Origin of the sequence: Vibrio sp. ABG19, assembly GCF_029962385.1 — a bacterium.
In the GTDB taxonomy this organism is placed as follows: domain Bacteria; phylum Pseudomonadota; class Gammaproteobacteria; order Enterobacterales; family Vibrionaceae; genus Vibrio; species Vibrio ostreae.
Window position 1 is genome coordinate 671,162 of sequence record NZ_CP071708.1, and the last position, 23,906, is coordinate 695,067.

A 23,906-nucleotide genomic window follows, 5' to 3' on the forward strand; every position below is an offset into this window, starting at 1 on the left:
CACTCTAAACGGAGCAGACGGCGGCTAGTATAAACTAGATCCGGAGGGTTATGCCAAATTTCGATAACAAAAAAGGGGCGAAACGCCCCTTTTTTGAACAAACTGTACTATGCAGCCGTCGATTAACGACGTAGGCCTAGACGTTTGATTAGGTCTTGGTAACGTCCCAGATCTTTACCTTTCAGGTAATCCAGTAGTTTACGACGACGAGAAACCATGCGTAGCAGACCACGACGGCTGTGGTGATCGCCTTTGTGCGCTTTGAAGTGACCTTGCAGGTGGTTGATAGAAGCAGTCAGTAGAGCTACTTGTACTTCTGGTGAACCAGTGTCGCCTTCGCCACGTGCGTAGTCAGCAACGATTGCTGCTTTAGTTTCTGCATTCAGAGACATAATTCTCTCCTAAAGAGTTAAGGTTTATAGTTGTGTCGCCAATCTCTGATTCAGCCGACACGAGGAGCGCGAATTATAGGGAATAATTCGCGCCTGCACAAGATCAAAACACGCTTACTGCGCGGAATCCTCGCGGTATACCACTAAGCGTTTTGGTGCGATCTTCCCATCATCGTTCATCTCACCGACGCCGAGAAACAACTTCTCGTCCCCGCCGGTCAAACGCACGTAACCCTGTTCCGGCGCGCCGAAAATCTGCACCGCCTGACCATGCTGCACCATGTGCATCAGTTCGGGGATCAGATTCACTTCCGGCAGGTCTTCCACCGCGGTATCCATCGGCAGCAATAACGCATCCAGAGCCTCGTACGGAGAGCGCTCTTCGCGATGCGCCTGCTCAACCAGCGCATTAAGCTCTTCCAGAGTCACCATATTCTGGTAAGGATAGTGAGCCACACCGGTACGACGCAGCATGGTCACATGGGCGCCACAGCCGAGCATCTCACCCAGGTCATCGACGATGGTGCGGATGTAAGTCCCCTTAGAACAGTGCACTTCCATTTCCACTTCATCGCCTTCAAAACGGTGCAGAACGATATCGTAAACGGTGATTTTGCGCGCTTCGCGCGGTACATCAATCCCTTTACGGGCATACTCGTACAACGGGCGGCCCTGATATTTGAGCGCCGAAAACATCGACGGTACCTGATCGGTTTCACCACGGAAAGATTCAATCTTAGCCAGCAGCGTATCATGGTCGACATTCACCGCGCGGGTTTGCACCACTTCACCATCCGAGTCAGACGTATCAGTACGCTGGCCCAGTTTGGCAATCACGCGATAACGCTTATCGGAGTCGAGCAGGAACTGGGAAAACTTAGTCGCTTCCCCAAGACAAATCGGCAACATACCCGTTGCTAACGGGTCCAGAGCTCCGGTATGACCGGCCTTCTCGGCGAAAAACAAACGCTTCACTTTTTGTAAAATGTCGTTCGATGACATGCCCGTTGCTTTATCCAGTAACAGGACACCGTTTATCGCTCGGCCTTTACGACGACGCGCCATTACTCTTCGTCCTCGCGACCCGCATCTTTCTGTTTGCTTTTGTCGTTATTGACCACTTCAGTGACCAGATTCGACATGCGCATACCTTCAACTAAGGTATTGTCATAGTGAAAGCGGATTTCCGGAGTCAGACGCAGACGAATGCGTTTACCCAGCATCATGCGAATGTGCACTTCATGCTCACGCAGAGCATTCAGGCACGACTCAGGCGTTTGCTCACCCACACACAAGAAGGTCACAAACACTTTGGCATACGCCAGATCACGGGAAACTTCAACGTCAGAAATGGTGACCATGCCCAGGCGGGAGTCACGCACTTCGCGTTGCAGAATCATCGCTAATTCTTTTTGTAATTGCTGTGCCACACGTTGAGTACGGCTGAATTCTTTTGGCATATTGTTTCTCACTAATGAAAGAATGGGGGGATGGTTTTCCCAGCCCCCCATGGTGTATTCAACAACCTAAACTTGCCGATAATGCAATTTTAGTTGATTAGTCGATGGTACGCTGAATTTCAACGATTTCGAACACTTCGATCTGGTCGCCGACGCGAACGTCGTTGTAGTTCTTAACGCCGATACCACACTCGTAACCGTTCTTAACTTCAGCCACGTCATCTTTAAAGCGACGCAGTGATTCCAGCTCACCTTCGTAGATAACCACGTTATCACGCAGAACGCGGATTGGGTTGTGACGTTTGATCACACCTTCCGTCACCATACAACCTGCGATTGCACCCAGTTTCGGAGACTTGAACACGTCACGAACTTCAGCAAGACCAATGATTTCCTGCTTGAATTCCGGCGCCAGCATACCGCTCATCGCTTGCTTCACTTCGTCAATCAACTGGTAGATGATTGAGTAGTAACGCAGGTCAATGTTTTCAGCATCAATCGCACGGCGTGCTGATGCATCGGCACGTACGTTAAAGCCGACGACGATAGCATTAGAAGCCGCTGCCAGTACGGCGTCAGTTTCGGTAATACCACCGACACCAGAACCCACGATGTTGACTTTCACTTCGTCAGTTGACAGTTTCACCAGTGAGTCAGCGATCGCTTCCACAGAACCTTGTACGTCTGCTTTCAGTACGATGTTCAGCTCAGCCACATCACCGGCAGTCATGTTCGAGAACATGTTTTCCAGTTTAGATTTCTGCTGACGAGCCAGTTTCACTTCACGGAATTTACCCTGACGGTAGTTCGCTACTTCACGTGCTTTACGCTCGTCACGAACGACAGTCGCTTCGTCACCCGCTGACGGAACGCCAGACAGACCCAGAATTTCTACCGGAATAGACGGACCCGCATGCTCAACTTCGTTACCGACTTCGTCGCGCATTGCACGAACACGACCGTATTCCTGACCACAAAGTACGATGTCGCCTTTGTTCAGAGTACCAGACTGAACCAGAACAGTCGCGACCGGACCGCGGCCTTTATCCAGGAAGGATTCAACCACAACGCCTGATGCCATACCTTCTTTGACTGCAGTCAGTTCAAGAACTTCCGCTTGCAGCAGGATAGACTCCAGCAGTGCATCAATGTTAGTGCCCTGTTTTGCTGAAATGTGAACGAAGATATTCTCGCCGCCCCATTCCTCAGGAATAACATCATACGCAGCCAGTTCGTTTTTCACGTTGTCCGGGTTAGCCGCTTCTTTATCGATCTTGTTGACCGCGATAATCAGCGGTACACCCGCGGCTTTCGCGTGCTGAATCGCTTCTACAGTCTGTGGCATTACACCATCGTCCGCTGCCACAACCAGTACCACGATATCCGTTGCCTGAGCACCACGAGCACGCATTGCGGTAAACGCTGCGTGTCCAGGAGTATCCAGGAAGGTAATCATACCGTTTTCAGTTTCTACGTGGTAAGCACCGATGTGCTGGGTAATACCACCCGCTTCACCTGATGCCACGTGGGTACGACGAATGTAGTCCAGCGTTGACGTTTTACCGTGGTCAACGTGACCCATGATGGTCACAACCGGTGCACGTGGCACTGCTTCAAACGCATCATCGCGATCAGACATAATGGCTTCTTCAAGCTCATTCTCTTTACGCAGGATAACCTTGTGCCCCATCTCTTCAGCAACCAGCTGTGCGGTTTCCTGATCGATAACCTGGTTGATGGTTGCCATCGCACCCATCTTCATCATCGCTTTGATCACTTCACTCGACTTCACTGACATCTTTTGAGCCAGTTCAGACAGGACGATAGTCTCACCGATAACCACATCAGATTTAGCTACCACAGCGCTCTTGTCGAAGCCGTGTTGCATTGATGACGGTTTGCTGATGCGACCTTTACGGCCTGCTTTTCCACCACGTGGACGCGAGTTGCGTTCTTGCTTGTCATCACGAGACGACATTTTACGCTTGTTCGCTTTAGTCGAACGACGAGTTGACCCTTCTTCACGACGGTCTGCTTCATCCTCGGCTTCACGAGCGTAGGTTGAAGTCGTTACGTGGTAATCTGTTTCTTCTTGCATATCACCCTTTTTCTCTTCTTCAGCAGACCAACGCTCTTTATTGATTTCGGCCAATTCGCGTGCTTTTTCAAGCTGACGGCTACTTTCCTCTTCAGCCTTACGTTTCGCTTCTTCTTCCTGGCGACGTTTCAGTGCTTCGGCCTCTTTTAGCGCTGCTTCTTGCTTGGATTTATCTTCTGCAGAACGTTCGCGTTTTGCTGCTTGTGCTTCACGCTGTGCTTTTTCCTCAGCGGCGCGTTTCGCTTTTTCTTCCGCTTCGCGCTTAGCCTTTTCTTCCGCTTCCAGTTTGGCTTTTTGTTCCGCCTCACGTTTCAGCGCTTCTTCAGCTTCGCGTTTCACTTGTTCTTCTGCTTCACGTTGTGCTGCTTCTTCAGCTTCACGTGACGCATCATCAATTGTACTGCGCTTAACATACGTACGTTTTTTGCGCACTTCAACCTGAACATTCTTACTTTTACCGCCACCGGCATTTACGCTTAGTGTGCTGCGGGTCTTGCGCTGGAGTGTTAAACGGGTTGGTTCTGATTCAGAACTGTCGCCATGCTCCTTGCGCAGATGGGAGAGAAGCTTCTGCTTCTCGTCCTCAGTTACGCTGTCTGAACCTGATTTTTTCATGCCAGCGTCAGCAAGTTGTTCTAATAAGCGGTCAACTGGAGTACCAATTTCTTCACTCAGTGCTTTAACTGTAACTTGTGTCATGCCGCTACCTCCCCTTGCTGAAAATTATGCGTCTTCGCCAAACCAACAAATGTTGCGAGCCGCCATAATTAATTCGCCCGCACGTTCTTCGGTCAGGCCGTCAATACCTTCAAGGTCATCAATACCCTGATCGGCCAGATCTTCCAGTGTTACCACACCTTTAGCTGCCAGTTTGAACGCTAATTCACGTTCCAGACCTTCCAGTGCCAGCAGATCTTCTGCCGGCTCAAGACCGTCGTACGACTCTTCTTGTGTCAGTGCGATAGTCGTCAGTGACTCTTTCGCACGGCTGCGCAGCTCTTCAACCAGATCTTCATCCAGGCCGTCGATTTCCAGCAGCTCATTAACCGGTACGTAAGCGATTTCTTCTAGTGTAGAGAAACCTTCTTCAACCAGCATTTCGGCAAAGTCCTGCTCAATATCCAGATACTTCATGAAGTTCTCGATAGAAGCCATGGACTCTTCCTGGTGTTTCTTCTGCAGGTCAGCCACTGTCATTACGTTCAGTTCCCAGCCAGTCAGCTGAGAAGCCAGACGTACGTTCTGACCGTTACGGCCGATAGCCTGTGCCAGGTTGTCTGCTTCAACGGCGATATCCATTGAGTGCGCATCTTCATCAACGATGATAGAAGCCACATCAGCAGGCGCCATAGCGTTGATCACGAATTGCGCCGGGTTATCATCCCAAAGCACGATATCGATACGCTCGCCGCCCAATTCACCAGAAACAGCCTGAACACGTGCACCACGCATACCCACACACGCACCCACAGGGTCGATACGCTTGTCATTGGTTTTCACGGCAATCTTGGCACGTGAACCCGGATCGCGTGCTGCACCTTTCAGTTCAATCAGCTCTTCGCCGATTTCTGGTACTTCAACACGGAACAGCTCAGCCAGCATTTCTGGCTTAGAACGGGTAATAAACAGCTGGAAGCCACGCGCTTCTGGTGCCACTTTGTACAGCAGACCACGCACGCGGTCGCCTGGGCGGAAGTTTTCACGTGGCAGTTGGTCTTCACGCAGAATGACCGCTTCCGCGTTGTTACCCAGATCCATAATAACAGTGTCGCGGTTGACTTTCTTAACCACGCCTGTAATCAGCTCACCTTCGTTGTCGATGAACTGTTCTACAATTTGTGCACGTTCAGCTTCACGTACTTTCTGTACGATAACCTGTTTGGCAGTTTGAGTGGTGATACGGTCAAAGGTCACAGACTCAATCTGATCTTCAATGAAATCACCCAGCTCGACAGATTCGTCGTCGTATTGCGCCGCTTCCAGAGAAATCTCTTTGGTTGGAGTTTCGACTTCGTCAACCACTAACCAGCGACGGAAAGTTTCGAATTCACCGGTTTTACGGTCGATGGCAACGCGCACGTCAATCTCGATTTCGTATTTTTTCTTTGTTGACGTCGCAAGAGCAATTTCAAGCGCTTCAAAAATACGCTCACGAGGTACCGCTTTCTCGTTAGAAACCGCTTCAACAACCGCTAAAATTTCTTTACTCATTGTTATAGCCTCTTAAGCCTTTTTCTCTAGGAGAACTAAAATTTAGGGATCAGGTTAGCTTTCGCAATGTTGCTCAGCGCAAAGTGTTCTTCTTGCCCGTCAACTTTGACATTAATGGTCTCACCATCGGCGCCCAGGATTTCTCCTTTCCACTTACGACGGTTACCCACTGCCATTTTCAATACGATGCTGACCTCGTGGCCTTTAAATTGCTCGTAATGTGCTGCGGTAAAGAGTGGTCTTTCTAAACCTGGTGAAGAAACTTCAAGGTTGTAAACCACTGAAATCGGATCTTCCACATCCAGCACGGCACTCACTTGACGACTCACTTCTGCGCAGTCATCAACGGTAATACCGTTCTCGTGATCAATATAGATACGTAACGTTGAGTGCTGTCCTGCACGAACAAATTCTAATCCAACTAACTCATAACCTGATGCAACAACTGGAGCTTCAAGCATTTCAGTAAGTTGTCTTTCTAAACCAGTCATTTAAACCACTCCAGAAACAAAAAAAGGGCATAGAGCCCAATTTAAATTCCAAGCAAGTATCTGAATTTCATCTTGGAGAAATTCAGATAACAAAAAACCCCGAAAGTCGGGGTTTTTTGTTGCTGGACCCTGATAAATTGAGAATTGCTTCTCAACTGCAGTGAGGTTCGCACTGCCAAACTTGCTGCATTAACCTGTCGTTCCAAACAAACTGAGCAGGAAAATGGTTGCGGGGGCCGGATTTGAACCGACGACCTTCGGGTTATGAGCCCGACGAGCTACCAAGCTGCTCCACCCCGCGTCCGACTTGTAGCAATTATACGCGCTACATAGTGATTTACAAGTTTGTAAATATGGTGCCGAGAGAGGGACTCGAACCCTCACACCTAGGGCGCTAGCACCTCATGCTAGTGTGTCTACCAATTTCACCATCTCGGCATAACCTGAGGCTTATCTTCGTTGATAAGCTTAGTGAGGAATCTCGTCGCCGCCTTCGGCCGGAGTTTCACTCACTGTATTATCAGCTGGCTGCTGCTGAATCACCTGACCTTGCGACGGGTCAACCCATTGTGATTCGACTTTGTGCGTAGACATATTGCCCAGCACTAGGCTGATAATAAAAAATACGGTTGCAAAAATTGCAGTCATTCGGGTTAGGAAGTTACCTGAGCCGCTCGCGCCAAACACAGTGTTTGATGCACCAGCACCGAAAGAGGCTCCCATATCTGCGCCTTTACCTTGTTGAATCAACACCAGGCCAATGATACCAACCGCTGCCAACAGGTAAATCACAAGTAGAACTGTAAACATTACTTCCACCTATGTTCCAAATTGTTGAGCCAGCGCCGTTCAATCATTCGCTTGAACAAGGCTAGCGACCTCCTCATCAGAGGCGGACGCCATACTAACCAATGCAAGTTAGGCTGACAAGTGGAATTTGCGAAAAAAGCGCACTTTATGAATCAAACGGTCAAAAAAGGGCCAAAGCACAAATTCCACCAAATTGGCCTGAATTCCTGTCCATTTTCAATGCACTAGTCATCCGGGCTCAAGCCGATCAGCAATTCACTTTCACCGCCTCGGCAATACGCAGAGCCGAAGCTTTCACCAGAGCGGCGTCTTCACCTTCAACCATGACCCGAATCAAAGGCTCTGTACCTGATTTACGCAGTAACACCCGGCCTTTATCACCCAGTTCCGCCTCCACCTGCTTGACCGAAGCCAGCACAGCTTCTGCTTCAAGCGGGTTAGTGTCACCACTGAAGCGCACGTTTTCCAGGACTTGCGGGTACAATGTCATGCCCTGCGCCAGCTCATTCAGGCTCATGTCACTGCCGACCACCGAAGCCAGTACCTGCAGTGCAGCAACAATAGCATCACCTGTGGTCACTTTATCCAGCAAAATGATATGACCCGAGTTTTCAGCGCCAATCAACCAACCTTTTTCAAGCAGTTTCTCCATCACGTAACGGTCACCGACCGCCGCACGCACAAATGGGATACCGAGCTGTTTGAGGCCGTTTTCCATCCCCAGATTCGTCATCAGGGTACCGACCACACCACCTTTTAGTTCACCACGGCGCAGTGCATCACGGGCAATGATGTAAGCAATCTGGTCACCATCGACCTTGTTGCCCAGTTCATCCACCATGATCAGGCGATCACCGTCACCATCGAACGCCAGCCCCAGATGAGCTTTTTCGTCCAGCACACGCTGCTGCAACGCACGTACATCAGTCGCTCCCACTTGGTCGTTGATGTTAAGACCATCCGGTTCAACCCCCATGGCGATGACGTCAGCACCCAGCTCACGGAATACGCTTGGTGCGATGTGATAGGTTGCACCGTGGGCACAGTCGACGACAATTTTTAATCCCGCCAGGCTCAGTTTGGTCGGGAAAGTACTCTTACAGAACTCGATATAACGGCCGGCAGCATCCACCAAACGTGACGCCTTACCCAGTTCAGCCGATTCGACACACTCAATCTGCTTGTCGAGCTCAGCTTCAATCGCCAGCTCAACCTCATCCGGCAGCTTAGTGCCTTGGGATGAGAAGAACTTGATGCCGTTATCATAATACGGGTTATGCGAGGCAGAAATCACAATGCCGGCCTCAGCACGGAAAGTCTGAGTCAGATAGGCCACCGCCGGGGTCGGCATCGGACCGGTGAAGATTGCCTTTAAGCCTGCCGCTGCCAGGCCGGCTTCGAGCGCCGACTCCAGCATGTAACCAGAAATACGGGTATCTTTACCGATAATAACTTTCTTAGTGCCTTGTTGTGCCAATACACGGCCAGCAGCCCAGCCCAGTTTTAACACAAAATCCGGGGTAATCGGGTATTGGCCAACCTTGCCACGTACGCCATCCGTACCAAAATAACGCCTTGTATCAGACATGTTTATTCCTTTGTTTTTATAATTAGCGGTTGCTATTCATTGCGTTGATAATGGTCATGGCTTCCAGCGTTTCCTCCACGTCATGGACACGGATGATGTGCGCCCCTTTCAGGGCGGCTATCGAAGCACAAGTGACACTGCCAACCACACATTGGGCAGGCTTTTTATCAAGCAATTTAAAAATCATAGATTTGCGTGACATCCCCGCCAGGATAGGCAGCCCGAAACGGTGGAACTGTTCCAAATGCGCCAGCAGATGATAATTGTGTTCAACCGATTTGCCAAAGCCAAATCCGGGGTCGAGGATGATGTTGTCGCGCTGAATACCGGCCGCTTCACACGCCGCCATACGTTCAGCCAGGAACTGTTCGACTTCCTGCATCAGATCATCGTATTGCGGGTCCTGCTGCATGGTCTTCGGCTGGCCTTTCATGTGCATGATACATACCGGCACATTCGCCTCAGCCGCGACTTGTAAAGCGCCCGGCTCCGTCAGGGAACGGACATCATTGATCAAATCAGCACCAGCCGCGACCGATTGGCGCATTACCTCGGCCTTACTGGTATCGACTGAAATCCACACTTGCGGGAATTTCGCGCGGATTGCCGCGACGATAGGAATAACACGTTGCAGTTCATCTTCCAGGGTCACTTCCGGTGCTCCCGGACGGGTGGATTCGCCACCGATGTCAATGATAGTGACGCCCGCCGCAATCATTTTCTCAGCGCGTTCCATCGCCGTCTCCAGCGTGGTATAGCTGCCCCCGTCGGAAAAAGAGTCCGGCGTGGTATTAAGAATGCCCATCACATGCGGGCGATCAAGTTCCAGTTGTTTGGTTGCGGTTTGTATTTTCATAAATCACTATCAACTAATCTTACATCAAACACAAAATCAGACGTTGCACTAGGCGCTGCCCGTACCGCCTGATTAAGCACACGGCATCTGCAGCCAAAAGCGCTGCGACACGGAAGGCGTTGGTTGTCACGCTTTGTAGCATAAAAAACGTCGATTTAGGAAACAGAAAACCCCGAGCAAGTCGGGGTTTTGTTTTAATAGAGGAGTTATTCTGCGTCTTTTTTATCTGCAGACTGATCTGAGCCTTGCTCTTCAGTGCCTGGCTGAGACTCTTGCGCAACAGGTTCGGCTTTCGCCGGCGCTTCTTCCTGCGCAGGCTGACTGCGGTCACCCCAACCAGCTGGTTCACGAATGTCACTCTTACGTGCCATCAGATCATCAATCTGGCCTGCATCAATGGTTTCATATTTCATCAGTGCATCTTTCATTGCATGCATGATGTCCATATTTTCAACCAGAATTTTACGCGCGCGTTCGTAGTTACGATCGATCAGCTTGCGCACTTCATCATCGATAAGCTTGGCGGTGTCATCAGACATATGCTTGGTCTGCGTAACACTACGCCCCAGGAACACTTCACCTTCGTCTTCTGCATACAGCATAGGACCCAGTTTTTCCGAGAAGCCCCACTGAGTTACCATCTTACGGGCGATGTCGGTGGCACGCTCGATATCATTCGAGGCGCCGGTCGATACTTTATCGACACCGTAAATCAGCTCTTCAGCCAGACGACCACCGTACAGACTGGAGATCATCGATTCAAGATGTTGCTTCGACATACTGATGCGATCTTGCTCCGGCAGATACATGGTCACACCCAATGCACGGCCACGCGGAATAATCGACACTTTATAAACCGGATCGTGCTCAGGTACCATGCGCCCAACAATAGCGTGACCCGCTTCGTGATACGCGGTTGATTCCTTGACCTCTTCCGACATCACCATGGAGCGGCGCTCGGCACCCATCATGATTTTGTCTTTCGCCAGTTCAAACTCAACCATAGACACATTGCGTTTGTTACCACGGGCAGCAAACAGAGCAGCCTCGTTGACCAGGTTAGCCAGATCTGCACCTGAGAAACCCGGCGTACCGCGTGCAATCAGGGATGGCTCAACATCACCGGCCAGAGGAACTTTACGCATGTGTACTTTCAGAATTTGTTCACGGCCGCGCACATCCGGCAGCCCCACCACAACCTGGCGGTCAAAACGACCAGGACGCAGCAGCGCAGGGTCGAGTACATCCGGACGGTTGGTTGCGGCGATAACGATGATCCCTTCGTTACCTTCAAAACCATCCATTTCCACCAGCATCTGGTTCAGAGTTTGCTCACGTTCATCGTGACCACCACCCACACCAGCACCACGCTGGCGACCGACAGCATCGATTTCATCAATAAAGATGATACATGGCGCCGCTTTTTTGGCTTGCTCGAACATGTCACGGACACGGGATGCCCCTACACCAACGAACATTTCCACAAAATCAGAGCCGGAAATCGTAAAGAACGGAACTTTCGCTTCACCAGCAATCGCTTTAGCCAGCAAGGTTTTACCGGTACCCGGAGGACCCACCATCAGTACGCCGGTCGGAATTTTACCACCCAACTTCTGGAAGCGGCTCGGATCACGCAGATAATCCACCAGCTCTTTAACATCTTCTTTCGCTTCATCACAGCCAGCCACATCACCGAAGGTGGTTTTGATCTGCTCTTCGCTCATCATGCGGGCTTTACTCTTACCAAAGGACATAGCGCCTTTGCCGCCGCCGCCCTGCATCTGACGCATGAAGAAAATCCACACACCGATTAGCAGAATCATTGGGAACCAGGAGATGAAGATAGTGCCAAGCAGGCTTTGCTCTTCCGGAGGCGTACCCTGAACTTTTACGTTCTGGTTAATCAGGTCATCAAGCAGCTTCTGGTCATACACTGGCATGTAAGTGACATAACGTGTACTACCACCACGACGGGTAAAGGTAATTTCGCTGTCCTTAAACTGCGCTTCCTGAATCTGACCTTGGCCAACTTCCTGTACAAATGTGGTGTAATCGACTGATCTGCCGTTACTGTCGCCCGGGCCAAAGCTCTGGAAAACAGACATTAATACGACAGCAATCACAAGCCACAGAATTAAATTTTTTGCCATATCACTCAAGGTGTAAGCCTCGCGATAACTAGTTGTAATTAAAGGTAGGGTACTACAGTTTTCTGGCTGTAGCCATAGTGTTAACTTTCGCCAGCCTGGGTTAAATCGTTAACCTTTGTAACCGGTAGCGACGATATACACTTCGCGGGAACGTGCCCTTGAAGAATCAGGTTTACGGATTTTGACCGCTTTGAACAGACTGCGTACATCTTTAACATACTGGTCAAAACCTTCGCCCTGAAACACTTTGACCACAAAACTACCATTAGGTGCAAGAACTTGTCGACACATATCTAATGCTAATTCGACCAGATACATAGCGCGTGGCTGGTCAACGGACTGGTTTCCGGCCATGTTAGGCGCCATGTCAGACATTACTACGTCAACCATGTCCGGTTGGATCCGCTCCAGTAGTGCATCCAGTACCGACTCTTCCCGGAAGTCGCCCTGCAAAAAGGCCACACCGGCAATCGAGTCCATCGGCAGAATGTCACAGGCGATCACCTGCCCTTCCTCGCCAACGATACCAGCGGCATACTGTGACCAGCCTCCCGGAGCCGCGCCGAGGTCAACCACGGTCATCCCAGACTGTAACAGTTTGTCTTTATTCTGAATCTCTTCAATTTTGAAGATAGCACGAGAACGGTAACCTTTCTTCTTGGCTTCATTAACGTATTTATCGTCAAAATGTTCTTTCAACCAGCGGCCTGAGCTCGCCGAATGCTTCTGTTTACTCATTCGATTCCTAACTAAGCAGCCTCTATCTGAGAAAGTATGGTAGAAAATATAGTCTTCCATGATAGATGGCGTTAAAATGTCGTTTTTCAACCCTAATATTAAAGAAAATTGGGCGCGTAATGAACCTAAGCAACAAACAAAAACAGCATCTCAAAGCCTTAGCACACAACCTTAAGCCGGTTGTGCTGATGGGTGGTAACGGACTGACTGAAGCTGTTTTGGCGGAAATCGAAATTGCGCTTGATCACCACGAACTGATCAAAGTGAAAGTGGTATCGGAAGATCGCGAGACAAAACATCTGATTGTGGATGCTATTGTTCGTGAAACCGGAGCAGAAAAAGTACAGGTTATTGGTAAAGTACTGGTTCTTTTCCGTCCTTCTGAGCAACGTAAAATCGAACTACCACGTAAGTAATTTCGTTACTTAAGATTACAAAAAGGTCGCATGATGCGACCTTTTTGCTTTTTAAACTCAGTAATTTGAATCGCTTACACGTAATCTACGCGATCGATTTCAAATACTTTCTCGCCACCCGGGGTCACGATGGTAACTTCATCACCTTCCATCTTACCGATCAGGCCACGCGCAATCGGAGAGCTCACCGAGATACGGCCAGCTTTAATATCCGCTTCGTCTTCACCAACGATCTGGTAGGTTTTCTCTGCATCCGTATCGACATCAATCAGAGTCACGGTCGAACCAAAAATGATTTTACCGCTGTTATCCATTTTAGTGACATCAATCACCTGAGCAACAGACAACTTAAACTCGATATCACGGATCTGCGCTTCACAGATGCCCTGCTCTTCACGAGCGGCATGATATTCAGCATTTTCTTTCAGATCGCCCAGTTCACGAGCTTCTGCAATTGCTTCAGAAATCTTCGGACGCAGTTTCAGCAATCTATCCAGTTCATCACGCAGCAGCTGAGCGCCACGTACAGTCATTGGAACTTTTTCCATTTTATACCTCTATGCCATAGATATGCCCAAAGACATCATTGTCACTGCCAGACAGCCTTTACGCCTCAATCCGTGCATAGCTGTGCCCTGATTAAGGATAGTATTATTCAATCAAAAGGCCTGTCCTGTAACTTCAAATAAGAAGGGCATTCTTTGGACAATACAAAACTACCCAACCCGTATCACTGGATTAGGTAGTACTCGATGAATTCGTTGCATTTAGTGTAAACAAACATGCGGGCGAAATCATCCAAATTCAAGTGTCGGTTAGAGAAATTGCGATTAGGCACCAAACCTGTTGCATGGCGTGATCCCCTGCACACTTCTCCGGTTTAGAAAATCGCCTAAAACAGCTAAAAACTTATAAAGATGCCCGTCTTACCATGATGTGCAATTAAGTATAAAAATAGACAAAAATCATTTAAAATCATAGACTTGATTTTTTACCAATTTAAATAAAACACTGTTCATAAGCGGGATTTATATCATTTTACTAACTCATTAAGGAACTTTGAGGGTAAAACTAACCTCACGATTTCTAACGTATTGAATTACCCGGACAACGCTCAGATTCGGAATCAGTAATGCTAGGGATTAAACGCACACGGGCAGCATCGTGATGCGACACTAATAATGATTTATGGACAGTAAATTAGGACTTAATAAAATGAAAAAGACTCTGATTGCACTTGCAGTGTCAACTGTAGCTATCGCTTCAGGCGCTCAAGCAGCTGAACTTTACAACCAGGATGGTACTTCTCTGGACATCGGTGGCCGTATCGAAGGTCGTCTGTCACTGAAAGACGGCAAAGGCGACGATGCGTCACGCGTACGTGTACACATCGCGGGTAAAACGGCGATCAATGACAGTCTGTACGGCCTGGGTTTCTACGAAGCTGAGCTGAAAACTAACGATGACGGCGGTTTCTACGGCGACGACGGCGAAAGCGAAGGTACAGACATCACAACTCGTCTGGCGTACGCCGGTCTGGGTGGTAACTTCGGTCTGGTTTCTTACGGTAAAACCGAAGGTTCACTGGGTGTAATCACAGACTTTACCGATATCTTCTCAGGTATCGCAGGTAACACAGCGGCAGACAAACTGAAAGTTGCTGACCGCACTGACAACATGCTGGCATACAAAGGCCAGTTTGATGATCTGGCACTGCGTGGTTCTTACCGCTTCGCTGACCGCGATAATGGTGCTTCTGGTGATTACAACGATAATGACCAAGACGGCTACTCACTGTCTGCTATCTATGCATTCGGTGATACTGGCTTCACTGCCGGTGCTGGTTACGCAGAGCAAGATGAAGCGAACGAGTACATGCTGGCAGCCTCTTACACCATCGCTGATTTCTACTTTGCGGGTGTATTCACTGATGGTGAGAAACAAGCAAGCGCTACCGACAACTCGACTCAAGACTACACAGGCTACGAGCTGGCAGCCGCGTACACTCTGGGTCAGACCGTGTTCACTGCAGCGTACAACAACGCAGAAAACGAAAACGATACTGCCGTTGATAACCTGGCGTTTGAAACCGCGTACTTCTTCAAGCCAAACTTCCGCGCTTGGGTTTCTTACAACTTCAACATGATCGACGAAGGCGACACGACTGCACCTGGCACCACTGCATCAAAAGCTGATTCAGAAGACGAAGTTGGCCTGGGTCTGCGTTACGACTTCTAATTTTGACAATAACCGGTCAATCTACCAACGCCTGCTGACTAGCAGGCGTTTTTTTATCCCGCTATACTCACCCCATCACTTGCTCAGCCATCAAGTACCATGTATTTTTCTCATTGCGCCAGACGGTTAGTCAGCCTGCTGTGTGCCTCTCTGCTGATGCCGGCCGTAATGGCCACTCCTGCAGCCACTGACCTGCTTCCTTCGGGAGCCCGAACCGGGTTACTGATCCAACCTTTATCGGCGTCGCAGCCGCGTTTAGTCCAGCAGACCGGCGACTATTTCCCGCCGGCCAGCACTCTGAAAGTGGTCACCGCACTGGCGGCGCTACTTGAGCTGGGGCCTGATTTTCGCTTTGAGACCGAACTGCGCAGCAGCCGCGCGGGCACGGCAGTGATCTTCTCCGGCGACCCGACCCTGAGCAGCGAAGACTTAACGCAACTGCTGACCCAGTTACGTGATAAACAGGGCAAAGACATCGATGGCGATCTATGGCTGGATAACAGCGCCTTTAACGGTTACGAACGCGCAGTCGGCTGGCCCTGGGATATTACCGGGGTCTGCTACAGCGCGCCGGCCAGTGCCATGAACCTGGATGGAAACTGCATTCAGGCTTCTATCTATACTCAGGCGGACGGCGCAACCCGGGTGGTCGTCCCCAAACACTATCCGGTACAGGTCACGACCAATGCTCGCAGCGTCAGCAAGGTGCAGCAGAAAAGTGAGCATTGCGATCTGGAACTGAATGCCGGGATGGATAATGCCTACCATCTGTCCGGCTGTCTGGCGCAGCGTAAGCAGCCTATGCCACTCAAGTTTGCCGTGCAGAACACTGAGCTCTACCTTAAACGTCGTGTTTACGCCCTGCTCAATCAGCTCGGCATCACTCTGCATGGTGAAATTCGTATCGGTAGTCTGCCACAAGATGCGCCGAGCCAGCAGGTGGCCATCCATCGCTCGGCACCACTGGCGGAGCTGCTGGACAAGATGCTGAAAAAATCGGATAACCTGATTGCCGATACTGTGACCAAAACGCTCGGACGACGTTTTTTCCTGCAGCCCGGCAGTTTCAGTAACGGTACCGAGGCGATTAAGCAGATTATCTTCAGCCGCACCGGTATTTCTCTGCAGGATGCCCAGCTCGTTGACGGCTCGGGATTATCACGTAACAACCGCATCCGGCTCGACACCATGCGCCAGATCCTGCACTATCTGTGGCAGAATGACGCCAAACTGGGCGTGCTGGCCATGCTGCCGGTTGCCGGAGAAAGCGGGACGCTTAAATACCGCCGCAGTATGCGCAGCGATAACATTCGCGGCCACATTCGTGCCAAAAGCGGCTCACTGTACGGAACCTATAATATGATGGGCTTCGCTCTGAATGATAAAGGTCAGCCTGATACACTGTTTATCCAGTACGTCACTGATTACTTTCCCAACCAGCGTGACAGTGACAGCGCTGAAGAGGCGCCGATCACCCGCTTTGAAAATGAGTTTTACCGCGCGCTAATTAATAGCGAGCACAAAACCTCCAATGCGCCGTAATCAGAAAACATTCCGTCACCCGAACATATGCAGTAACCAGAAAATGAGCAGACTAAAACCTGTGCGGATATGCACTTCAGACTCGACAACACGCTGACCGACTCCGATACTGATGAGAATGAAAGCCCCAATCAGGACGAACAACCCGCATCATGCAGGTTAGCAGGAGGGATTATGCATCAGCCGCGCCCCATGAGTCGCATCAAGCGCAAAGGCTATCATTGCGTCGGTATGACCTGTGTCATTCTCGGTCTTATTGGAGCAACAGTGCCGCTGTTGCCGACAGTACCTTTCCTGCTCTTGGCGCTGTACTGTTTTGGTGTGTCGTCACCCAAATTCCAGAGCTGGCTATTACAGCACAAACAGCTGGGGCCGCTGGCGACACGTCTCTATTATGGTCGCGGCTTTACCCGCACCGAGAAAGTGCAGTCTCTGCTGTTAATCTGGCTTTCAATGGGTTCGGTATGGTACTTCGTGGCTCAGGGCACTCACTGGCAATATGCCATCATCGCGCTGCTGGTGTTTGAAACCTGGTTTATTCTGCGTCTTAAAACTTACCAGCCGGATCCCGATTCCGCCTCTGCGGAACCAGATAATCCGTTATAACCCGGTGATTATCCCCTTTCAACGCAAAAAAGATGCGGCGTGCATATAACCTGCGCATAAAAAAAGCGCCTGAGCGGCGCTTGTTGCTTTTGTGCTACTGGTAGCTTTTTGCTTCACATGTCACGAAACGGCAGCGAAAGCAGCAAAGATTGCCGGTCTCTCGGCTAACCGGTGGTGTACGCGGTTACTTGACGGTGACTCGGGCAAACTTACGTTTACCAACCTGGTACACTGCCGTGCCAGCAGCCGGAATCAGTTTGGCGTCTTCGATTTTCTCGCCGTCCTGTTTCGCAGCACCCTGCTTGATCATACGCAGAGCATCCGACGTCGAACCGACCAGGCCCGCTTCTTTCAGCAGGTTGGCAATCGCGATACCTGCGTCAAATTCAAACTCTGGCATCTCATCCGGCATCGCACCTTTTTGGAAGCGGTTGATGAACTCTTGTTCTGCCGCATCTGCGTCCGCTTCGGTATGGAAACGGGCAATGATCTCTTTCGCCAGCAGGATTTTCACATCACGTGGGTTTTTACCATTCGCTACATCAGCTTTAAACTGCGCCAGCTCTTCCAGTGGACGGAATGACAGCAGCTCGTAGTAGCTCCACATCAGATCATCAGAGATCGACATGATCTTACCAAACATCTCGCTTGGCGCATCAGCCACACCAATATAGTTGTTGGCTGACTTAGACATCTTCTTCTCACCGTCCAGACCAACCAGCAGCGGCATCATCAACACCACCTGAGGCTTCTGACCGTTGGCTTTTTGCAGCTCACGTCCCATCAGCAGGTTGAATTTCTGGTCGGTACCACCCAGCTCTACGTCAGTTTCCATCGCCACTGAATCATAACCCTGCAGGAGTGGATACATGAATTCATGAATCGCGATAGGCTGACCATTGTTGTAACGCTTTTTGAAATCATCACGCTCAAGCATACGCGCAACAGTCTGGTTGGCCGCCAGGCGAATCATGCCTTCTGCGCCCAGTTCAGACAGCCATTCAGAGTTAAACTGAATCGTGGTCTTTTGTGGATCGAGGATCTTAAATACCTGCTGCTTGTAAGTCTCTGCGTTACGCAGTACATCTTCACGGGTCAGAGGCGGACGAGTGGTGTTCTTACCAGTCGGGTCACCGACCATACCGGTAAAGTCACCGATCAGGAACGTCACCTGATGGCCCAGATCCTGGAATGCACGCAGTTTGTTGAGGATCACCGTGTGACCAAGGTGAATGTCCGGCGCTGTTGGATCCGCGCCCAGTTTGATACGCAGAGGACGGCCTTCTTTCAATTTGGCAATCAGCTCTTCTTCCGGAATCAGCTCTTCAACACCACGCTTAATCTCAGCTAAAGCGGCTTCAATACTCGCCATTCTTGTTCACTCCCACAGATTTGGCAAAAATTTAATAGTTTGACATATTACTTGAATAGCGATGCATTTTGAAACCAGTTAGACTAACGAACTAGCGTTTTTGTTAATTAATCATTGAACGAACCCGAGTATGCTTGCTATTTTTGCTCGACTTCCATGGATGCACCGGGCACTCATCGCCCTGTTCAGTGCCTTGATCGTCACTGCACTGTTTTTTTTGCCAAATCCGGAAGATCTGAGAGACGATTCAGAACGGCTGCAAGTCGGCCGCCATTACCCATTGGCGATCGACAGCGAAGCCTTGTCGCCTGGCGCGACTATTCTGCCGACCACTTTACTGCGTTGGGAAACCCATGTGGTCAATCCGGGCGAAAGCGCCGCCGTGCTGTTCCAGCGCCTGGGGCTGTCTTCACGTCAACTGTATGCCCTGACCTCCAGCAACGATGAAATCAATAGTCAGTTGTCTCGCCTGCGTCCGGGCGACCGCTTACAATTTGGCTTTGATGAAAATAATGAACTGATTCAGCTCAAGCGACGCATCAGTGCTGAAGAAACTTTCGTGGTCACCAAAACGGAATCCGGTACTGATTACACCTCGAGCTTTGATAAAAAAGAGATTGTTTATCAGTACAACTATTCTCAGGCCGAGATCAGCTCCAACTTCTGGAATGCGGCAGTCGGAGCGGGCCTGACGGCAAACCAGATCATGGAACTGGCCGGAATTTTTGGCTGGGACATCGACTTTGCCCTCGATATCCGTGCCGGCGATACCTTTAAGCTGCTGTTTCAGGAAAAAGTGGTCGAAGGCGAAGTGATTGGACGGGGCAACATTATTGCCGCCATGTTCACTAACCAGGGCACCACTTTCACCGCTATTCTCGATGACAATACCGGTAACTACTACGATGAGACCGGACGGGCGATGAAGAAAGCCTTCCTGCGCTCACCACTTGATTTTCGCCGCGTTTCTTCCAACTTCAACCCACGTCGCCTGCATCCGGTGACCGGTCAGGTTCGTCCACACCGCGGCACTGACTACGCCGCTCCGGTCGGCACACCGATTTGGGCCGCCGGTGATGGTATTGTTGAGAAGTCGAGCTACAACCAGTTCAACGGTAACTATGTGTTTATCCGTCACAGCAACACCTATATCACCAAGTATCTGCACCTGACACGACGTACCGTCAAAACCGGTCAGCGAGTCAAACAGGGTCAGGTCATCGGAACTCTGGGTGGCACCGGCCGGGTTACCGGTCCTCACTTACACTATGAGTTCCTGGTCAATGGCGTGCATAAGAATCCGCGTACCGTTGATTTGCCACAATCCAAATCGCTGAATGGTAAAGCCAAAGAGACCTTTATCGCTAACGCCAAAATTCGCCTCAAAAATTTAAACCGCTATAGTGAGTTGCTGTACGCCAAAAACTAACCACGCTGTACGCTCATGCGGGGCAGAACAGCGTGCAGTGCAAATAAAAAAATCAGCCGCGGCTGATTTTTATTATCGGTTGTCGCCAAATTCGCACCAAGCACCAATTCGCACCAGCACCATGCGTTCCGGAAAACGCTGTGGTCAGTAAGACACGTGCGGTCAGGATCAGACGCTGAAAGAGGCTCCACAACCACAAGTTGTGGTCGCATTCGGGTTGTTGACAAAGAAACGCGAGCCTTCCAGACCTTCGGTGTAATCAACGATGCCGCCAATCAGGTATTGCAGGCTCATCGGATCTACCACCAGGGTCACACCGCTGTTAACGATCTCGGTATCACCGTCATTGACGTTTTCATCAAAGGTAAAACCGTACTGGAAACCACTGCAGCCGCCACCAGTGATGTAGACACGCAGTTTCAGCGCCGGGTTTTCTTCTTCCGCAATCAGAGCTTTTACTCGTGTTGCTGCCGCATCCGAAAAGGATAATGGTACATTTACTTCGCTCACGATGACCTCTCTCAGTCGTGTCAGTGCCCGTTCGCTCAGGAAAAAATCCCCTGGCGACAGGTCAGTGTAATTTAGCTATAGCGATGATTATCTAATACCTGACTTATCCGTTCAAGTATTAGCCGCCATTTCGCCCCACTCAGGTACACAAACGGCCCAGCTCAGCTAAGCCGGTGCCAGAGAAATTAAGCGAAAAGATTTCGTCTCGCGTCTCATCGGCGTACAATGCAGACCAAATTGGTCCGAGCAATCATCAAGAGGAACTATCCATGACCAAATCAGAAGATCTTTATCAGAAGGCACAAAGCAAAATTCCTGGTGGCGTCAACTCGCCGGTACGCGCATTTAATGGTGTGGGTGGTTCACCACTGTTTATCGACCGTGCAGATGGCGCGTTTATCTTTGATGCTGACGGTAAAGCGTACATTGATTATGTCGGTTCATGGGGTCCGATGATTCTTGGTCACAACCACGCTGTGATTCGTGATGCAGTGGTCAATGCCGCCCACCGCGGACTCAGCTTCGGCGCGCCGACTGAGATGGAAATTGCCATGGCTGAACTGGTTTCTGAACTGGTCCCGTCGATGGAACAACTGCGTATGGTGAACTCGGGGACGGAAGCGACCATGAGTGCAATTCGCCTTGCTCGTGGTTACACCGGGCGCGATAAGATCATTAAGTTTGAAGGCTGCTACCACGGCCACGCAGACAGCCTGCTGGTCAAAGCCGGTTCAGGCGCTCTGACACTGGGTCAGCCCAGCTCACCGGGTGTTCCGGCAGACTTTGCTAAATATACCCTGACAGCACGTTTCAACGATCTGGACTCAGTGCGTGAACTGTTTGCTGCCAACCCGGGCGAAATCGCTTGTATCATCGTAGAACCGGTCGCGGGCAACATGAACTGTATTCCGCCGGTCGAAGGCTTCCATGAAGGCCTGCGCGAAATCTGTGACAACGAAGGCGCGCTGCTGATTTTCGACGAAGTGATGACCGGCTTCCGTGTTGCTCTGGGCGGAGCTCAGGCACACTACAATATCAAACCTGACCTGACGACGCTGGGTAAAGTGATCGGCGGCGGTATGCCGGTGGGCGCATTTGGTGGTCGTAAAGAGGTGATGCAGTACGTCGCACCAACCGGTCCGGTGTACCAGGCAGGTACTTTATCCGGTAACCCAATTGCCATGGCAGCCGGCTATGCCTGTCTGTCTCTGCTGAAAGAAGAAGGCAACGAGAAGCGCCTGGCGGCCAAAACCAAACAACTGGCAGACGGCTTTAAAGAGCTGGCTCAGCAGCACGGTATCCCGCTGCTGGTGCACCAGGTCGGCGGGATGTTCGGTTTCTTCTTTACCGATCAGGAGCAGGTGACCTGCTACGAAGACGTGGCCAAGTGCGATGTGGAACGTTTCCGTAAATTCTTCCACCTGATGCTGCAACACGGTGTTTATCTGGCACCTTCAGCGTTCGAGGCCAGCTTTACCTCTCTGGCGCACGGTTCGAAAGAAATCGAAGCGACGCTGGAAGCGGCTGACCGCAGCTTTGCTGAACTAGCCCAGCAAGGCTGATTCGCTTCACGTGATGGTGCTATCGCCATCCGATCCTAAATTGAAAGGCTGCTTGGGCAGCCTTTTTTATTGTCTTGCCGAGATGACATCTTGCGAGCCGGCCGTCATACCCAAACCTTAATGCCAGTTCATCACCACCAGCACGATAAGGACTATCGCCACCACGCCCAGCCAGGGAAACGAACGACGCGCACGCTTAGATTTACACCCGGTTTCATTATCGCAACACCCCATACTGCACTCCTCATTGCTAAGAGTATGAAATACAGCCATTATAACCCTAATTAAGAAGCAAACTGGACCACGACTGTGCCTGATAAACTGAAGATCTCCTCCAGCCACTGGGTATTAATTGTTGCCCTGCTGGCCACCGCATTTGCCTGCTATCTGCTGATAAGGCCTTATGTTAACTCGATTATGATGGCCTTTATCATCTCGCTGCTCATGTTTCCGATCCATGAGAAAATGGAATCTAAGTTACCATCTTATCCTAATCTGGCTTCACTGCTGTCCTGCGTCATTCTCACTTTCATCATAGTCATTCCACTGCTGTTTGTGTTTGGCGCCATCGTGCAGCAAGGCTCAAAATTTTCCCAGAATGTTTACCAATGGGTCACTCACGGCGGCATTCAGACCGTATTCAACCATCCACTGGTGGTGAAAGTATTGGCCATCACCAATCAGTATCTGCCGTTTGATGAAATCAGTCCGCAGCAAATCGCGCAGAAAGTTGGCCAGTTTGCCACCACGTTCGGCAGCAACCTGGTTGGCATCAGCGCCAAAATTCTCGGTGATGCCACCTCTTTCATCATGGATTTTCTATTGATGCTGTTTGTGCTGTTCTTTTTACTGCGCGACCACGACAAGATCATCGCCTCGCTGCGCCACATTATTCCGCTGTCACGCAGTCAGGAGGACCGCCTGTTGCAACAGATAGAACAGGTGTCCAAGTCTGCGGTGATGGGCTCATTTCTGACCGCGATAGCGCAAGGCTTTGCCGGCGGTATCGGCATGTGGCTGGCCGGTTTCCCTGGTTTGTTCTGGGGCACCATGATGGGTTTTGCCTCATTCATCCCGGTGGTCGGTACCGCACTGGTGTGGATACCCGCCACCATCTACCTGTTTGTCACCGGCGATACCGGCTGGGCTGTCTTCCTGGGTATCTGGAGCGTGGCGCTGGTCGGCTCAATTGATAACCTGCTGCGGCCGCTGCTGATGCAAGGCAGTGCCGGGATGAACACCCTGCTGATTTTCTTCTCCCTGCTAGGCGGCATCCAGCTATTTGGTCTGATTGGCCTGATTTACGGCCCGCTGATCTTTGCCATTACCATCGTGTTTTTTAATATGTACGAAGAAGAGTTCCAGAGTTTTCTCAACAAGCAGGACAACAGCTGACACCGCCTGGCGCGGATAAAGCACTTCAAGCCCGGGGCGGAT

At 50.5% G+C, this 23,906-nt stretch carries 21 protein-coding genes and 2 tRNA genes; 7 read left to right on the forward strand and 16 right to left on the reverse strand.

The window, feature by feature from the left end:
* Window positions 1-122: 122 nt before the first annotated feature.
* From rpsO to rlmE, 13 genes are all read right to left on the reverse strand, one after another.
* A complete protein-coding gene (gene rpsO, locus J0X00_RS09255; RefSeq protein ID WP_068714911.1) occupies window positions 123-392 on the reverse strand; it encodes a 30S ribosomal protein S15 in 270 nt (89 codons plus the stop codon).
* Window positions 393-506: 114 nt separating this feature from the next.
* Window positions 507-1,457, reverse strand: a complete 951-nt coding sequence (gene truB, locus J0X00_RS09260) for a tRNA pseudouridine(55) synthase TruB (RefSeq protein ID WP_218562723.1) — start codon at window positions 1,455-1,457, stop codon at window positions 507-509.
* Complete coding sequence (gene rbfA, locus J0X00_RS09265; protein ID WP_136486198.1) at window positions 1,457-1,852, reverse strand: 30S ribosome-binding factor RbfA; 396 nt, start codon at window positions 1,850-1,852, stop codon at window positions 1,457-1,459. The genes truB and rbfA overlap by 1 nt, the downstream gene beginning before the upstream one ends.
* A gap of 97 nt (window positions 1,853-1,949) precedes the next feature.
* A complete protein-coding gene (gene infB, locus J0X00_RS09270; protein ID WP_136486195.1) occupies window positions 1,950-4,649 on the reverse strand; it encodes a translation initiation factor IF-2 in 2,700 nt (899 codons plus the stop codon).
* Window positions 4,650-4,673: 24 nt separating this feature from the next.
* Window positions 4,674-6,161 (reverse strand): transcription termination factor NusA, encoded by a 1,488-nt coding sequence (nusA, locus tag J0X00_RS09275; protein ID WP_136486193.1) that lies wholly within the window; start codon window positions 6,159-6,161, stop codon window positions 4,674-4,676.
* Between the two features lie 35 nt (window positions 6,162-6,196).
* Window positions 6,197-6,652: a ribosome maturation factor RimP gene (rimP, locus tag J0X00_RS09280; protein WP_136486191.1), complete on the reverse strand. Its 456-nt coding sequence runs from the start codon at window positions 6,650-6,652 to the stop codon at window positions 6,197-6,199.
* A gap of 224 nt (window positions 6,653-6,876) precedes the next feature.
* Window positions 6,877-6,953: transfer RNA gene (locus tag J0X00_RS09285), tRNA-Met, on the reverse strand.
* Window positions 6,954-7,006: 53 nt separating this feature from the next.
* Window positions 7,007-7,090 (reverse strand) — tRNA-Leu (locus J0X00_RS09290).
* Between the two features lie 30 nt (window positions 7,091-7,120).
* Window positions 7,121-7,462, reverse strand: coding sequence for a preprotein translocase subunit SecG (gene secG / locus J0X00_RS09295; RefSeq protein WP_136486189.1), 342 nt, complete (start codon window positions 7,460-7,462; stop codon window positions 7,121-7,123).
* 247 nt (window positions 7,463-7,709) lie between these two features.
* Window positions 7,710-9,050, reverse strand: a complete 1,341-nt coding sequence (gene glmM / locus J0X00_RS09300) for a phosphoglucosamine mutase (RefSeq protein WP_282477960.1) — start codon at window positions 9,048-9,050, stop codon at window positions 7,710-7,712.
* A 22-nt stretch (window positions 9,051-9,072) separates the two neighbouring features.
* Complete coding sequence (gene folP, locus J0X00_RS09305; RefSeq protein WP_282477961.1) at window positions 9,073-9,906, reverse strand: dihydropteroate synthase; 834 nt, start codon at window positions 9,904-9,906, stop codon at window positions 9,073-9,075.
* A 206-nt stretch (window positions 9,907-10,112) separates the two neighbouring features.
* A complete protein-coding gene (gene ftsH, locus J0X00_RS09310; RefSeq protein ID WP_218562721.1) occupies window positions 10,113-12,065 on the reverse strand; it encodes an ATP-dependent zinc metalloprotease FtsH in 1,953 nt (650 codons plus the stop codon).
* Between the two features lie 99 nt (window positions 12,066-12,164).
* Entirely contained in the window at window positions 12,165-12,794 is a 630-nt protein-coding gene (gene rlmE, locus J0X00_RS09315; RefSeq protein ID WP_136486180.1) for a 23S rRNA (uridine(2552)-2'-O)-methyltransferase RlmE, read from the reverse strand.
* A gap of 119 nt (window positions 12,795-12,913) precedes the next feature.
* On the opposite strand from rlmE, the gene yhbY reads away from it, so the two are divergent.
* Window positions 12,914-13,210: a ribosome assembly RNA-binding protein YhbY gene (yhbY, locus tag J0X00_RS09320; protein ID WP_004728967.1), complete on the forward strand. Its 297-nt coding sequence runs from the start codon at window positions 12,914-12,916 to the stop codon at window positions 13,208-13,210.
* 74 nt (window positions 13,211-13,284) lie between these two features.
* Here yhbY and greA read toward each other — a convergent pair whose 3' ends face one another.
* Window positions 13,285-13,758: a transcription elongation factor GreA gene (gene greA / locus J0X00_RS09325; RefSeq protein ID WP_136486178.1), complete on the reverse strand. Its 474-nt coding sequence runs from the start codon at window positions 13,756-13,758 to the stop codon at window positions 13,285-13,287.
* A gap of 667 nt (window positions 13,759-14,425) precedes the next feature.
* Here greA and J0X00_RS09330 point away from each other — a divergent pair.
* The 3 genes from J0X00_RS09330 to J0X00_RS09340 all read left to right on the forward strand — a co-directional run bounded on the left by J0X00_RS09330 (window position 14,426) and on the right by J0X00_RS09340 (window position 17,596).
* The gene (locus J0X00_RS09330) at window positions 14,426-15,448 is read left to right on the forward strand and encodes a porin (RefSeq protein ID WP_282477962.1); all 1,023 of its coding nucleotides are present in this window, start codon (window positions 14,426-14,428) and stop codon (window positions 15,446-15,448) included.
* Window positions 15,449-15,547: 99 nt separating this feature from the next.
* Window positions 15,548-16,990, forward strand: a complete 1,443-nt coding sequence (gene dacB, locus J0X00_RS09335; protein WP_282477963.1) for a serine-type D-Ala-D-Ala carboxypeptidase — start codon at window positions 15,548-15,550, stop codon at window positions 16,988-16,990.
* 174 nt (window positions 16,991-17,164) lie between these two features.
* Window positions 17,165-17,596, forward strand: a complete 432-nt coding sequence (locus J0X00_RS09340; RefSeq protein WP_282477964.1) for a YbaN family protein — start codon at window positions 17,165-17,167, stop codon at window positions 17,594-17,596.
* 184 nt (window positions 17,597-17,780) lie between these two features.
* On the opposite strand, the gene tyrS is transcribed toward J0X00_RS09340, so the two are convergent.
* Window positions 17,781-18,968 carry a tyrosine--tRNA ligase gene (gene tyrS, locus J0X00_RS09345; RefSeq protein WP_136486170.1) on the reverse strand — a complete coding sequence of 396 codons (1,188 nt, stop codon included), beginning with the start codon at window positions 18,966-18,968 and terminating at the stop codon, window positions 17,781-17,783.
* A gap of 130 nt (window positions 18,969-19,098) precedes the next feature.
* Between tyrS and J0X00_RS09350 the strand changes: the two genes are divergently transcribed.
* Window positions 19,099-20,397 (forward strand): peptidoglycan DD-metalloendopeptidase family protein, encoded by a 1,299-nt coding sequence (locus J0X00_RS09350; RefSeq protein ID WP_136486168.1) that lies wholly within the window; start codon window positions 19,099-19,101, stop codon window positions 20,395-20,397.
* 168 nt (window positions 20,398-20,565) lie between these two features.
* Here J0X00_RS09350 and erpA read toward each other — a convergent pair whose 3' ends face one another.
* On the reverse strand, window positions 20,566-20,907 hold the full coding sequence (gene erpA, locus J0X00_RS09355) for an iron-sulfur cluster insertion protein ErpA (RefSeq protein WP_136486166.1): 342 nt from the start codon (window positions 20,905-20,907) through the stop codon (window positions 20,566-20,568).
* A 269-nt stretch (window positions 20,908-21,176) separates the two neighbouring features.
* Between erpA and hemL the strand changes: the two genes are divergently transcribed.
* Together hemL and J0X00_RS09365 are read left to right on the forward strand one after the other, a co-directional pair.
* Window positions 21,177-22,469, forward strand: coding sequence for a glutamate-1-semialdehyde 2,1-aminomutase (gene hemL, locus J0X00_RS09360; RefSeq protein WP_136486164.1), 1,293 nt, complete (start codon window positions 21,177-21,179; stop codon window positions 22,467-22,469).
* 309 nt (window positions 22,470-22,778) lie between these two features.
* The gene (locus J0X00_RS09365) at window positions 22,779-23,864 is read left to right on the forward strand and encodes an AI-2E family transporter (RefSeq protein ID WP_136486162.1); all 1,086 of its coding nucleotides are present in this window, start codon (window positions 22,779-22,781) and stop codon (window positions 23,862-23,864) included.
* Window positions 23,865-23,906: the final 42 nt, after the last annotated feature.

Excerpts from the sequence above, each read along its gene's own strand:
- glmM (WP_282477960.1), bottom strand. The coding sequence starts at position 9,050 with ATGTCTGATACAAGGCGTTATTTTGGTACGGATGGCGTACGTGGCAAG.
- rbfA (WP_136486198.1), bottom strand. The coding sequence starts at position 1,852 with ATGCCAAAAGAATTCAGCCGTACTCAACGTGTGGCACAGCAATTACAA.
- folP (WP_282477961.1), bottom strand. The coding sequence starts at position 9,906 with ATGAAAATACAAACCGCAACCAAACAACTGGAACTTGATCGCCCGCAT.
- greA (WP_136486178.1), bottom strand. The coding sequence starts at position 13,758 with ATGGAAAAAGTTCCAATGACTGTACGTGGCGCTCAGCTGCTGCGTGAT.
- J0X00_RS09340 (WP_282477964.1), top strand. The coding sequence starts at position 17,165 with ATGCATCAGCCGCGCCCCATGAGTCGCATCAAGCGCAAAGGCTATCAT.
- rlmE (WP_136486180.1), bottom strand. The coding sequence starts at position 12,794 with ATGAGTAAACAGAAGCATTCGGCGAGCTCAGGCCGCTGGTTGAAAGAA.
- yhbY (WP_004728967.1), top strand. The coding sequence starts at position 12,914 with ATGAACCTAAGCAACAAACAAAAACAGCATCTCAAAGCCTTAGCACAC.
- truB (WP_218562723.1), bottom strand. The coding sequence starts at position 1,457 with ATGGCGCGTCGTCGTAAAGGCCGAGCGATAAACGGTGTCCTGTTACTG.
- nusA (WP_136486193.1), bottom strand. The coding sequence starts at position 6,161 with ATGAGTAAAGAAATTTTAGCGGTTGTTGAAGCGGTTTCTAACGAGAAA.
- tyrS (WP_136486170.1), bottom strand. The coding sequence starts at position 18,968 with ATGGCGAGTATTGAAGCCGCTTTAGCTGAGATTAAGCGTGGTGTTGAA.
- J0X00_RS09350 (WP_136486168.1), top strand. The coding sequence starts at position 19,099 with ATGCTTGCTATTTTTGCTCGACTTCCATGGATGCACCGGGCACTCATC.
- rpsO (WP_068714911.1), bottom strand. The coding sequence starts at position 392 with ATGTCTCTGAATGCAGAAACTAAAGCAGCAATCGTTGCTGACTACGCA.
- hemL (WP_136486164.1), top strand. The coding sequence starts at position 21,177 with ATGACCAAATCAGAAGATCTTTATCAGAAGGCACAAAGCAAAATTCCT.
- rimP (WP_136486191.1), bottom strand. The coding sequence starts at position 6,652 with ATGACTGGTTTAGAAAGACAACTTACTGAAATGCTTGAAGCTCCAGTT.
- secG (WP_136486189.1), bottom strand. The coding sequence starts at position 7,462 with ATGTTTACAGTTCTACTTGTGATTTACCTGTTGGCAGCGGTTGGTATC.
- J0X00_RS09330 (WP_282477962.1), top strand. The coding sequence starts at position 14,426 with ATGAAAAAGACTCTGATTGCACTTGCAGTGTCAACTGTAGCTATCGCT.
- infB (WP_136486195.1), bottom strand. The coding sequence starts at position 4,649 with ATGACACAAGTTACAGTTAAAGCACTGAGTGAAGAAATTGGTACTCCA.
- dacB (WP_282477963.1), top strand. The coding sequence starts at position 15,548 with ATGTATTTTTCTCATTGCGCCAGACGGTTAGTCAGCCTGCTGTGTGCC.